Source organism: Actinomadura sp. NPDC000600 (genome assembly GCF_040492135.1).
In the GTDB taxonomy this organism is placed as follows: domain Bacteria; phylum Actinomycetota; class Actinomycetes; order Streptosporangiales; family Streptosporangiaceae; genus Spirillospora.
This window is the reverse complement of the sequence record NZ_JBEUPD010000014.1, coordinates 139,045-150,405: the sequence shown is the minus strand read 5'-3', so window position 1 is coordinate 150,405 and position 11,361 is coordinate 139,045. Positions and strand designations below refer to the sequence as shown.

The window sequence follows — 11,361 nt, the reverse complement described above, 5'->3', positions numbered from 1 at the left end:
TGAGGTTGGGAGGCGGCGCGTTCCATCAGGCGACCAATGGCATGATCTCGGACATGTTCGATCCTGTGTTCGCGTTCGTGATCGCCTTGGCGGTGGGAGTCGTGCTGGCCGTTGGATTCGTGCTCGGACGCGTCACGTCGAGGCGCCCGGGTCCGGTCGGCGAGCGGCTCGCCGACTCGATCACCTCGTTCGGTGAGGAACTGGACGTGCTGTCCTTCGACCCCTCGGGGCCGCAGGCGACCCCCGAGGCGCTCGAGGACTACCGGTTCGCTCTGGACGCCTACGATCGGGCGAAGACCGCCGCCTCCGCACCGGACGCGCTGTCCGCGCTCAAGGAGGGCCGGGCTGCGCTGATCCGCCTGGAGGCGCGGCGGAACGGACGTCCGGTACCGATCGACGCTCTGGAGCGGCGGGCCCCGGCGCGGCGCCCGTCCCGCGCCGAGCCTTCGACCGGGGAGCGCTTCGTGGCGACCGGCCGGGGTAACGGGACCACCGAAGTCCTGATCGACCGGCCCGAGCCCGGACGGCCGGCGATCGCCGACCTCGTCTTTTCCGGGAAGGGCAATCTCCTGGTCGCCGGTCACGTCCGCACCGAGGCCCGAATTGAGACGCTCGACGAACCTCAGGTGATCTGGATCGACGACTACCGAGGACGGGTGTTCCTGCCCGTCGAGTGCACTCACCTGAAGGTCCGTGTCGAGAACGGCCATTCCAGCACATGGACCGCCAGGTTTCTCTCCATCGACCATGCCGCCGTCCTGGAGCGGGAGCTCCAAGGGGACTGCGCAGAGGTGGTGACGTACAAGGGACCGCCTGGAAAGGTGACAGTTCAGGTGAGGGCCGAGCGCAGCTGGGAACTGAAAGCCGTCAACGAAAGGAACGGCGACTACGCGGCCCGCGATTATTACGCGGGAGTGTCCGACGTGGGGGACAGCATGCTCAAAATGGAAGTGCGGCCCGGAGATCTGCTCGTCATGACAATGGGCGGTCCGGGCTTCTGGTCCCTTCACGCGGGCGACTAGGCAGAAGGCGCAGAACGGCTGTCGCGACCGTCGAGAGCCGCCGCGTAACCGGGCGGTGTAGGGGCGGCGACCGGGCGGTCGTCCCGCTGGTCCGCGAGCACCTGGAGCACCTGCGGGCGACGGGCCATCCCCCTGCGACGCGGAGTTGGCCGAGGTGGTGATGGACGGCCAGGAAACGGCGGGCCGGGTAGGACGCCGCGGGACTCCAGGTTCAGGTCAACGCTCCGATGGCGGCGTCGACGTCGGCGTCCGTCGTGTAGAGGTGGAAGGCCAGGCGGGCCGCGCCCTTGCGGACGGACGCTCGGATGCCCGCCGCCGCGAGCCGCTCGGCCGCGCCCGGCCGGGCGACGCTGACGATCGCGCTGTCGCCGGGCGGCATGCCGAGCCCGCTCCGGAACCGGTTGGCCATCCGCACGTCATGCTCGTGGATCCGGCCGATGCCGATCTCGAGGAGCAGCTCCAGCGTGGGGGCGGCCGCGACGTACGAGAACCAGGGGGCGGCGATGTCGAACCGCCGGGCGTCCTTGGCCAGCCGCAGCGGCGGCCCGTAGGAGGCGTCGCCCTCCCCGGCGTACCAGTTGGCGGCGAGCGGCCTGATGCGGTCGCGCACGGCCGGGCTGACGTAGCAGAAGGCGGTGCCGCGCGGGCACATGAGCCACTTGTACGCCGAGACGGCCAGGACGTCGTAGGGCGCCGCGTCGACCGGGAGCCAGCCGACCGCCTGGGTGGCGTCGGCGATGACGAGCGCGCCGTGCGCCCGCGCCGCAGCGACGACCTCCTCGGCGGCGGCGACCTCGCCCGTCGCGGACTGGACCAGGCTGAAGGCGACCGCGTCCGTACGCTCGTCGATCGCGCCGGGCAGTTCGGCGGGCGGCACCGTGCGCACGTCGAGATCCTGCACGAGCCAGGGGAACAGGTTCGACGTCTGCTCGATGTCGGGGACGACGACACGCGACCCCGGCGGCAGCGAGGCGGCGACCGGGGCCAGCACCTGCGAGGCGGACGCGCCCACGGCCACGTCCTCCGCCGCGACGCCGACCAGCCGCGCGAACGCGCTGCGCGCGCGGCCGGTGGACCGGTCCCACTTGTCCCAGCCGTTGGCCCCGCGCCGCCACTCGCCCAGCGCGCCCTGTAGCGCCTCGAACGCCGGCTCCGGCGGTATGCCGTAACTGGCAGTGTTCAGCCACCCCGGCTCCGGACCCCACAAACGCACCGCATCACCCAAATCCACCCTCACGACCCTAGACGCCCACCCACCACGCTCATCGGTCCGGGCGTGCAGTGGCGCATGCCGAGGGCTGATGGCCTACGAGGCGCTCGTTCCCGCCTCGGCGCGTACGGGCAGCACTCACCCGACTTTCGTTCCGATGCCGGGCGGCCCCTGCACGGGGCCGGGAGGTCAAGGGACGGGCCAGTCCCAGTGGGGGACCTCGCGGAGCGGGTGCAGTTCGTCGTCGGTCTTGGCGTTGGAGTTCTGCTTGGCGACTTCGGAGCCGAACTCCACGTGCTCGCGCAGCGCCTGGCGGAACGGGGCGTCGGAGGGCAGGCCGGCGGCATCGGCCGCGGCCATGTACAGCTCGACGAACCTGAGGCGCTGCTCCTCGGTGATCTCCAGGTCGCGGTGGACGTCGATGAGGTGCGCGAAGCCGCCCATGTCGCGGGTGAAGGTGTCGGGGCCGCCGAACGTCTCGGCGGTGAAGGCGGTCAGATGGTCGACGTGGCTCGGGCGGCCCTCGCCGAACAGCGGCTGGAGCAGGTCGTCGGCCAGCACGCTGGCGTAGAAGAGGTCGATGAAGCGGCGGAGGCCCTCGTGGCCGCCCGCGTGCTCGTACAGACTCTCCATGATTACACCATTACCTGGTTGACAGTGGTCGAGTCTCGTTTATTTCAGGCCGCCGCGGGGGCTGTCGAGGGCCCATGCCGGTTGTGGCCACCCGCGCGGCTCCGTGGCCGGGTTTCCGCATGGCGCGCCCCGGCGGCGGCGTCGTTCCAGGTCCGTCGGACGGACTGCGGCCGCCCTTGGTGACCCGTCAGTCCGAGTCCGCGAAGGTGACGTAGCCGCCTGTGTCGGTGGCGATGACCGATGTGCCGTCCTTCTTGGGAAGTGGTGGCGGTGCTTGCCTCCGCGGCGCCGGCCGGTAGCGGCAGGGGATGACTCGCCCGCTGACCAGGTAGGTGCCGACGGAGGTCGCGGTTCCGACGCGTCGGCCGTTCTGGTCGTAGGTACCGGAAAGGGACAGCGTCCAGATCATGAACTGGCCGCGCTTGAAGTGGCCCGGGTTGATCGTCATCTTCCAGCCGCCGCCCGGCTGCGGGAGGTTGCTCGGCACCGTGTAGAGGCCGTCCGGCATCTCGTACACGTTGGACGGGAGGTCGACCTGCCTGGCGTAGGGCTGCGGGCACACCGTGCCCTCCGGGATGGAGTACACGGCCGCCGGTACTCCCAGCGAACGCAGACCGCGGGAGAGCGCGTCGGCGTCGCGAGTGTCCAGGGTCTTCTCGGTCACCTTGATCGTGACCAGGCCGGACGGATCCCGGGTGATCGCGTAGGCGGGCTGCGCGTTCCCCGTCCAGGCCAGAAGCCCGGCGGCGACCGCGCACGCCGTGCACGCGGCCCCCGCGAGGCCCCACGCCGACCGCCGCCGCACCAGCCCCGGTCGGCGCGTCGGCCGGACCGTCGACGCGCGGGCACCCTGCTCCCTCTTGGCGACGACCGCCGCGGTCAGCTCGATCAGACGTCGTTCCTGATAGCCCGCAAGGGGCGTGTCGTCGGTGGAGATGCCGCTCATAGGGAGGCTCCCTTCGCCAAAGGAGACGGTGCATTGGCGGTCGACCGGGCGGGTGGCGCTTGGTCCTGCGGGAAGGCGGCCTTCAGCCGTTTACGGGCCCGGTGCAGTCGAACCCGGGCGGTCCCGGCGCGGATGTTCAGCGCAGTGGCCGTCTCGGCCAACGTCAGGCCGTCCAGATCGACGAGCTCGATGACACTGCGCAGCCGCTCGGGCAACACGGAAAGCAGCGCGTGCAGGCCGCGCGCCACTCGCTCGGCGTCGATCTGCTCTTCCAGCCGGGCGATGTCGTCGCCGTCCAGGTAGCGACGGCCCCCCGCCCGCTGGGCCTTGTCGAGTTCACCGGCATGGCGCCGCCACTCGGCGGCCACCACGTTCCGGGCGATTCCCAGCAACCACGCCCGCGGGCTTCCCCTGCCGGCCTGATATCGCTCGGCGCTGTCGATCGCGGCCAGGAACACTTCGGTCGTCAGGTCGTCGACCGTGTGAGGGTCCGAGATCCGGCGTGCCACGAAGCGGGTCACATCCGCGACATGCCGCCGATAGAACACCTCCAGCGCCGCCGGATCACGAGCGATCGCGGTGACGTCCACCGGATCTGCTTCCTCGGCCGGCTTCTCATCTCCCATCCAAGGGCCTCCCGCTGTGTGCTGTTTGCTCTTCTTGGCGGGAGAGCCTCGTCGCGTTACACCTCACCGCCTTTCCGGCAGGTGGACGCCTTCCACAGGCCGCTGTCGCTTACGGGGTGATGGGCTCGTGTGCGAGCTGGAGGCGTGGGGCCGGGGGTAGTGGCGTGGGTGCTTCCGGTGCCGGGACGGTGTGGAAGGCCTCTATCACGTAAGCGGCGAAACGGCGGGACGCCTGGAGCCGGGCTTCGTGCGGTGTGTCTTGGAGGCCCCGGTGAGCCATGAGCATGAGGATCAGGTCGTCGACGACGAAGCCGGACCGCAGACGGCCGGTCTCCTGGGCGCGGCGGGCCAGCTCGGCGACCGCCCGCAGGACGCGCTGCCGGTCGGCGGTGAAGTCCGTGGCCTCGGGGAAAGCCGCCATGAAGACATCGGCGAAACCCCGGCTGAGGGCGTGGAGTGCGCAGATCCGCTCGATCAGGCTCTGGAATCCGTGCCATGAGTCCGGGTCCGCCAGGTCGCCGACGATGGCGTGGCAGGCTCGCCGCTGCTCGGCGAAGGCCTCCACGATCAGGGCCCGCTTGGTGGGGAAGTGGCGGTACAGCGTGGCCGGGCCGACATCCGCCTGCCGGGCGACCTCGCGCATGGGCGCACCGAGGCCTTCCTCGCCGAACACCGCGCGGGCGGCGGCCAGGATGCGGGCTCGGTTGCCGCGGGCGTCGGAGCGCGCGGTACGAGGCAAACGGCCGGTCATCGCCTCTCACTTTAGCCAAACGGACGGGGGCGTCCGTTACGTTCCGATGGCGGTGGCGCCGGCCCGTCCCAGCAGGTGGCGGGTGAGGCTTCGGCATGGTGACCGGTTCGCCATCCACGGCCGTCGCGGCCGTGCCCGTCCACGTATCGCCCTGAGGAGCCAGGATGAAAGCCGTCGTGATCAAGAAGTTCGGCGACCCGGAGGGGCTGGCGGTCGTCGACCTGCCGGCGCCCGATCCTGCCCCGGGGCAGGTGCGGATCGCCACGGAGGCCATCGGGGTGGGCGGCGTGGACGCCGTGATCCGCCGGGGGACGCTCGCCGCCCACGGATTCCGGGAGGGCCACCTCCTCGGCAGCGAGGTCGCGGGACGCGTCACCGCGGTAGGGGAGGGGGTGGACGCTTCGTGGACGGGACGGCGCGTGTGGGCGTTCACCGGCCTGGCGGGTGGATACGCCGAGCAGGCCGTCGCCGCCGTCGAGGACGTCCTGCCGCTGCCCGACGGCCTGGCCGGCGCCGACGCGGTGACTCTCGGCGGCTCCGGCGTAGTGGCCCATTTCGCCCTGGACCGGGCCCGTTTCGCGCCTGGCGAGGCGTTGCTCGTGCGCGGCGCGGCGGGAAGCATCGGGATCACGGCGGTCCAGCTCGCGGCCAGGGTCGGTGCGGGCGCGGTGGCGGTCACCACCTCATCGGCGGCGCGCGGCGCGCGCCTGCGGGACCTCGGCGCCACCCATGTCCTCGACCGTTCCGGTGAGGACGGCGGCCCCGGCGCCCCGTCGGGCTTCGACGTGGTGATCGATGTCGTGGGCGGCCCCCGGCTTCCCGACTTCCTGGAACGGTTGCACCCCAACGGGCGGTTCGTGGCCGTCGGAGTGGTCGGCGGACAGCCGCCGGAGGATTTCGGCATGCGGCTGATCGATGCCTTTCGCAAGTCGCTGTCGTTCGCCACGTTCAGCTCCGATACCGTGCCCGTCCCTGAAAGGCAGGCCGTGCGGTCGTCCCAGTTCGCCGAGGCCGCGCACGGGGACCTGCGCACGGTCATCCACGAGGTGCTGCCCCTGGATCAGGCGGTGCAGGCCCACCAGAAGATGGACGCGGGCGAGGTGTTCGGCAGGATCGTGCTGGTCCCCTGAGAGGAAGCCCGCACCTCGGCCAGACCGGCTCAAGCAGTGCTGTCCATCACGCTCATGGTTTGAGGCGGGCCCAGACCCATTTGCCGCCTGTGGGGTCGGGGGAGTAGCCGCACTCGGCGGCGAGGGCCGCGACTATCGGAAGGCCTCGCGGCCGGGCCGGGCTGGCGTCCCACACGGCGATGAGGACGCCGGCGACATCGCGGCTGCACTGGTACCGGATCTCCTCGCCAGGCGTGGCCACCACGGCGTTGCTGATCAATTCCGACGCGATCAAAAACGCATCGTCCGAAATATGTGCGCAGCCCCATTTGCGGAGTCGCGCCATCGTCAACGTGCGCGCCAGCCCCGGCGCGGCCTTCGACGCCGGCATGGAGAGCAGCAGGCAATCCGGCGTGGTCAGCATCGCCCTGCCCTTTCTATGTGTTTTCGGCTTTCCGTGCCCAGGATCGGGCGTGCGAGCTAACCTCGCGTGTATCTGGGAAAACCGGAAACATTGGGGGGAGTATGGCCAACCATCGGGATCCCCTCGACCCAAAGATCTCTCTCTGGCACTTTCTGGCCTACGCGCTGCGCTTCGAGCGAGAAAAACATGATCACTCGCTGGCCCGGTGCGGGCAGGTCATCCCCGTCCCGTTCCAGACCGAGGACTACGCTCGGGCGTTCGTGCAAGCCGGTGGTGCTTCCGATGTCGAGACCGTCGTGGCCGCGCGCATGGCCCGCCAGAAGGCGTTGCTGAGTGGCACGGCAGGGCCTCTGCTGCTCGTGCTGCTGGACGAAGGCGTCCTCTACCGTCCAGTCGGCGGAGCCGAGGTGATGAGGGCGGGCCCAACTCCACCGCCTTCTGGAGTTCGGCGAGCGCCCCAATGTGATCATGCGCGTCCTCCCGAGGTCTGCCGGAGCCTATATAGGGCTTGACGGGCCGTTCCAGATCATGAGTCTGGAAGCTCGGGACATCGCCTACATCGGGGCTTTCCGCGGAGGCCGGTTGGTGGAGGTGCCCTCCGAAGTTAGGCAGTTGAGCATGGACTTCGAGCGGATCGGAGCGAAAGCCCTCCATGAGGATGCCTCCCGGGCTCTGATCCGCAAGGTGATGGAGGAGTGCACGTGACCAGCGCGTGGCGGAAGAGCTCGTTCAGCGGGGGAGCAACAGACGAAGCGTGCGTCGAGGTGGCCGGGTTGATCGATGGCGTCGGGATCCGGGATTCCAAGGATCCCGATGGGGGACGGCTGATCGTGAGCGGTGATGCGTTCGGGAGTCTGCTTCAGCGGATCAAGGAAGGGGCTCTCGACCGGGCCTGACGGGCGTGCGGGCCGGTCCTGGCGGGGGCTGCGGGACCGGCCGGCTCGGCGGGGACGGATGGCGAAGGACGCGGAGACGTCGCCGTACCCAAGGGTTCCGACCGGGTGTCGGTCAGGGCGGCGCGTGTCGTGCTCGGCCATCTCCACGGCAACACAACCCCGCCCGCCACCCCGACGTACTTGCCGCCCAACGCAAGGAACGCGCCCGCATCCGCAACGAGAAGGTCATCCGCTGGGGCGGACGCCACCTCAACGCCGCAGCCTGGCCGACCAAGAACCGCAGCCCCGGACTGCCGAAAGGGGCAAGTTCACGAGAAGGACAGCGACAGAAGGACGACTCAGGAGGTGGACGGCTCGATCTCCCCCGCAAAGACGATGACCTGGTCGATGAGGCTCCGCCGCAGATGGACTACGTCCGTTCCCGCCAGGCGGGGGCCTCCATCCGGCGTGGTGAAGACCCACTGGTACCGGGCCCACTCGTCAGGCATGTCCACCGCTGAGCAGCGCGCCATCGTGCCGGTCCCCGCCGGGTGGCGCCGGATGTCCAGCACGAACCGCTCGACCGCCGCGATTCCTTCGCTGCGCCCCAACGGCCCCCAGAAGACCACGTCTGAGGTCAGTGCCTGGGAGAGCAGGGCAGTCACATAGCTGTCGGCCGAGGCGTTGAACGCGGAGATGAACGTGTCGATCGCGGAGCGTGCCATCTCTTCCTGCATGCCCCAGTAATACCAGCCGCTGCACGTGCGCTCCGCCCGCGAGCCGCCTTCCGATCACGGTGGACCATCCCGGTCACAGCACTAGCGCGTCGGGTCGGTGACGAGCATGGGGGAGTGTGCGGCCAGTTCGCTGAGCACTGCGGCCGTTGTGGTGGCCTTCATGCGTTCCAGCTCGTCGATGGTGATCCCGACGACGGCCAGGAACTGCGCCGAGCCGAAGGGGGAGTCGATGGGCGGCAGTTCAGGGTCGGCGGCGAAGGCGACCGCGCGGAGCCGGGTGTTCGCCTGGCCGGTGATCGGGCCGCCCACGTCCATGCGGTGGCCTTCGGCGAACGGCCTGCCGCTGTTGAACACGTACTCGACCAGCTTGTCGAGCAGGCGCAGGGACCACGCGGGCGGCTGGTCGCCGTCGAGGGGGACCCGCATGGTCAGCTCGTAGCCCCATCCGCTGATGTCCGGGTCATCGCTGTCCTTGGAGAACAGCTCCGTCATCCCGAACGTGACCAGCAGCCAGTGCCCGGCGGCTCGGTACGCGCTCAGGCCGTAGAGGCCCTGCCCGGGCAGGTTGCTCGTCCCCCAGTGCAGCGGCTCTTGATCACCCATTCTGGTGGCCACCGCGGCCTCGATCGCGTCCCAGCCGGGAGCCTCGTTCGCGACCTCGACCATGATCCCCCCAGTTGCGGCTTCGCCACCTCGATCACCTGGCGCGGCCAGCGTAGATCAACTGCCTGCACGCGCGCGGGCAGATTCGTCAAGCATGGTGCGCGACAAGTGCGAGTGCGTATCCGGCCCTGCCTCGGATGCCGGTCGGCGGGTGCCATGATGTACCGGTTCGCGAGGGGAGCCGAGGGGATGGGCATGGTGCACCTGCTGTTCCTGCAGTACACGGGGTCGGAGCAGGCGGCGGAGCCGTTCGTCGCCGACCACGTCCTGTTCTTGGAGCGCCATCACCGTGAAGGGACGTTCCTGTTGTCCGGGCAGACGGTGCCCTCGGCGGAGGGCGGCGCCATCGTGGCCTGCGGTGTCGATCGTGCGGCGGTCGAGCGGATTGTGGCAGAGGACCCGTTCGTCGTGGCGGGGGTCGCGAAGTACACGGTCGTGACGATCGACCCGGGGCGGGTCCACCCGGCGCTGGCGGACGTACTGGGAGTCGACGAGGCCCGGGTACGCGGCCGACGCCGCGACTTCGGAAACACCCCTGAAGTGCTCAACCCGTCTGCGGGGGCTCCTGCGAAGCACCTCAGAGAACGAGGACGGTGACGGGCGGCGAGGTGGAGGTCTCGCAGTGGCGGTCGCCGCTGTAGACGGCGGTGATGGTGTGGTGGCCGGTGGCGCGGAAGGCGGTGACCAGGTAGGCCGCGCCGAGGGTCAGTGGGACGGTGCCCAAGAAGGTGGCGCCGTCGCGGAACTCGACCGTGCCGGTGGGAGTGCCGTCGGTGCAGAGGACCCGGGCGGTGAGGGCGACCGGTACGTGCCGCAGCGTCGCTCTGGGCAGTGCGGATGCCCTGGTCGTCGAGGTGCCCCTGGCGACGGTGAGGGCGGTCGGGGCGGAGGCTCCGGGCGGACACGTGCCGTCACCGGTGTACCGGGCGGTGATGGCGTGGGTGCCGGCCTCGAATCCGCGGACGAGGGTGGCGGTACCGCCGTGCAGATCGGCGGAGCCCAGAACGGTGGCGCCGTCGCGGAAGACGACCGTGCCGGTGGGGGTGCCCTCGCTGCACGAGACCGCGGCGGTCAGGGTCACCGGTTGATCGACCCGGGCCGGGTCGGGCTCGGCCGTGACCGTGACCGCGGAGGCGGCGCCCGGGATGATCGCGACGCCGAACGGGTCGGGGCCGACACCGGTGATGGTGGCGGTCACCGTGTTGGTGGCGGTGTCGATCACTGACACCGTGTCGCTCCTGAAGTCTCCGGTGACGTACGCGGCGGTGCCGTCCGGGCTGACGGCCACACCGTTCGCGCCGGTCACGCCGGTGATGGTGGCGGTCACAGTCTGGGTGGCGGTGTCGATCACCGACACGGAGTCGCTGTCCCGGTTGGCGACGTAGGCGGTGCGGCCGTCCGGGGCGACCGCCACGCCGATCGGAAGCGAGCCGACGGTGATCGCGGCGGTCACCGTGTTGGAGGCGGTATCGATCGCCCACACCACGTCGCCTGCCCACCGGGTGACGTAGGCGGTGCCGCCGTCCGGGGTGACGGCCACCCCGGTCGGCCTGGACTCGACGGTGATGGTGGCGGCCACGGTGTTGGTGGCGGTGTCGATCACCGACACCGTGTCGGTGCCCTCGTTGGCGACGTAGACGCTGCGGCCGTCAGGGGTGACCGCCACGCCGGCCGGCTCGGACCCGACGGTGATGGTGGAGGTCGCGGTGTTGGTGGCGGCGTCGATGACCGTCACCGATTCCGCATAGGAGTTGGCGACGTAGACGGTGCCGCCGTCAGGGGTGACGGCCACTCCATAAGGGCCGGAGCCGTCCGCGATGGTGGCGGTCACCGTGTTGGTGGCCGTGTCGATCACTGACACCGAGTCCTCGTCGAGGTTGGTGACGTAGGCGGTGGCGCCGTCGGGGGCGATCGCGACCCAGATCGGCCCGGAGCCGACGGTGATGGTGGCGGCCACCACGTCGGTGGCGGTGTCGATCACCGACACCGTGTCGCCGGAGCGGTTGGGGACGTAGGCCAGCGTCATGGTCGCCGCGGCCGCGGCAGAGGCGGCCGCACGTCCGGGCGTTCGGGAGCGGGCGTGCGCGGAATGCGTCGGGACGGTGCTGGAGGGCATGGGGGACACGCTCCCGGGTAGGGGCGAGCGTCCGCCGAGCGACGATCACGGATCGCCTCTCACCTGCGGCAGTTCACCACGAGTGTTCGACTTATCGCTGAGGGTCTCCGCCATTCTTGATCCCCAAACGGCAATGTCGATTACTGCGTGCAGAGCGAGGTCGAACGAATTCATCGGCAACATCGCGGCCGCCTCGACGTCCTGCTCGCGGTGGGATCACCGGCGCCGTCGGGCGCGGGATCGCGCCGC

The 11,361-nt window shown here is 70.3% G+C and carries 14 protein-coding genes and 1 pseudogene; 6 read left to right on the top strand and 9 right to left on the bottom strand.

Annotated features, from left to right (window positions below; translation table 11 throughout):
- Window positions 1-53 precede the first annotated feature (53 nt).
- Complete coding sequence (locus ABWI07_RS21580; RefSeq protein WP_353819629.1) at window positions 54-1,022, top strand: hypothetical protein; 969 nt, start codon at window positions 54-56, stop codon at window positions 1,020-1,022.
- Between the two features lie 211 nt (window positions 1,023-1,233).
- Here the strand turns inward: ABWI07_RS21580 and ABWI07_RS21575 are convergent, their stop codons facing one another.
- The 5 genes from ABWI07_RS21575 to ABWI07_RS21555 all read right to left on the bottom strand — a co-directional run bounded on the left by ABWI07_RS21575 (window position 1,234) and on the right by ABWI07_RS21555 (window position 5,188).
- The gene (locus ABWI07_RS21575; protein WP_353819628.1) at window positions 1,234-2,235 is read right to left on the bottom strand and encodes an aminotransferase class V-fold PLP-dependent enzyme; all 1,002 of its coding nucleotides are present in this window, start codon (window positions 2,233-2,235) and stop codon (window positions 1,234-1,236) included.
- A 186-nt stretch (window positions 2,236-2,421) separates the two neighbouring features.
- Window positions 2,422-2,865, bottom strand: coding sequence for a group II truncated hemoglobin (locus ABWI07_RS21570; RefSeq protein ID WP_353819627.1), 444 nt, complete (start codon window positions 2,863-2,865; stop codon window positions 2,422-2,424).
- Between the two features lie 187 nt (window positions 2,866-3,052).
- Window positions 3,053-3,811: a hypothetical protein gene (locus tag ABWI07_RS21565; protein WP_353819626.1), complete on the bottom strand. Its 759-nt coding sequence runs from the start codon at window positions 3,809-3,811 to the stop codon at window positions 3,053-3,055.
- Complete coding sequence (locus ABWI07_RS21560; RefSeq protein ID WP_353819625.1) at window positions 3,808-4,437, bottom strand: RNA polymerase sigma factor; 630 nt, start codon at window positions 4,435-4,437, stop codon at window positions 3,808-3,810. The genes ABWI07_RS21565 and ABWI07_RS21560 overlap by 4 nt, the downstream gene beginning before the upstream one ends.
- 109 nt (window positions 4,438-4,546) lie before the next feature.
- On the bottom strand, window positions 4,547-5,188 hold the full coding sequence (locus ABWI07_RS21555; RefSeq protein WP_353819624.1) for a TetR/AcrR family transcriptional regulator: 642 nt from the start codon (window positions 5,186-5,188) through the stop codon (window positions 4,547-4,549).
- Between the two features lie 164 nt (window positions 5,189-5,352).
- Here ABWI07_RS21555 and ABWI07_RS21550 point away from each other — a divergent pair, with 164 nt between their 5' ends.
- Window positions 5,353-6,318, top strand: a complete 966-nt coding sequence (locus ABWI07_RS21550) for a zinc-binding dehydrogenase (RefSeq protein WP_353819623.1) — start codon at window positions 5,353-5,355, stop codon at window positions 6,316-6,318.
- Between the two features lie 52 nt (window positions 6,319-6,370).
- Here ABWI07_RS21550 and ABWI07_RS21545 read toward each other — a convergent pair whose 3' ends face one another.
- Window positions 6,371-6,721 carry an ATP-binding protein gene (locus tag ABWI07_RS21545; protein WP_353819622.1) on the bottom strand — a complete coding sequence of 117 codons (351 nt, stop codon included), beginning with the start codon at window positions 6,719-6,721 and terminating at the stop codon, window positions 6,371-6,373.
- Window positions 6,722-6,822: 101 nt separating this feature from the next.
- Here ABWI07_RS21545 and ABWI07_RS21540 point away from each other — a divergent pair, with 101 nt between their 5' ends.
- From ABWI07_RS21540 to ABWI07_RS21530, 3 genes and pseudogenes are all read left to right on the top strand, one after another.
- Window positions 6,823-7,233 carry a Scr1 family TA system antitoxin-like transcriptional regulator gene (locus ABWI07_RS21540; RefSeq protein WP_353819621.1) on the top strand — a complete coding sequence of 137 codons (411 nt, stop codon included), beginning with the start codon at window positions 6,823-6,825 and terminating at the stop codon, window positions 7,231-7,233.
- Window positions 7,157-7,426 (top strand): annotated as a pseudogene (locus ABWI07_RS21535) (Scr1 family TA system antitoxin-like transcriptional regulator); the annotation flags it as partial. The gene ABWI07_RS21540 and the pseudogene ABWI07_RS21535, both read left to right, overlap by 77 nt.
- A complete protein-coding gene (locus ABWI07_RS21530; RefSeq protein WP_149263761.1) occupies window positions 7,423-7,617 on the top strand; it encodes a DUF397 domain-containing protein in 195 nt (64 codons plus the stop codon). The pseudogene ABWI07_RS21535 and the gene ABWI07_RS21530, both read left to right, overlap by 4 nt.
- A gap of 338 nt (window positions 7,618-7,955) precedes the next feature.
- Here the strand turns inward: ABWI07_RS21530 and ABWI07_RS21525 are convergent, their stop codons facing one another.
- Together ABWI07_RS21525 and ABWI07_RS21520 are read right to left on the bottom strand one after the other, a co-directional pair.
- Window positions 7,956-8,333 carry a nuclear transport factor 2 family protein gene (locus ABWI07_RS21525; protein WP_149263871.1) on the bottom strand — a complete coding sequence of 126 codons (378 nt, stop codon included), beginning with the start codon at window positions 8,331-8,333 and terminating at the stop codon, window positions 7,956-7,958.
- Window positions 8,334-8,414: 81 nt separating this feature from the next.
- Window positions 8,415-8,999 carry a suppressor of fused domain protein gene (locus ABWI07_RS21520; RefSeq protein WP_353819620.1) on the bottom strand — a complete coding sequence of 195 codons (585 nt, stop codon included), beginning with the start codon at window positions 8,997-8,999 and terminating at the stop codon, window positions 8,415-8,417.
- A gap of 186 nt (window positions 9,000-9,185) precedes the next feature.
- On the opposite strand from ABWI07_RS21520, the gene ABWI07_RS21515 reads away from it, so the two are divergent.
- Complete coding sequence (locus tag ABWI07_RS21515; RefSeq protein ID WP_353819619.1) at window positions 9,186-9,593, top strand: YciI family protein; 408 nt, start codon at window positions 9,186-9,188, stop codon at window positions 9,591-9,593.
- On the opposite strand, the gene ABWI07_RS21510 is transcribed toward ABWI07_RS21515, so the two are convergent.
- Window positions 9,574-11,112, bottom strand: a complete 1,539-nt coding sequence (locus ABWI07_RS21510) for an Ig-like domain repeat protein (protein WP_353819618.1) — start codon at window positions 11,110-11,112, stop codon at window positions 9,574-9,576. The two genes, ABWI07_RS21515 and ABWI07_RS21510, sit on opposite strands and share 20 nt — an antisense overlap.
- Window positions 11,113-11,361 lie beyond the last annotated feature (249 nt).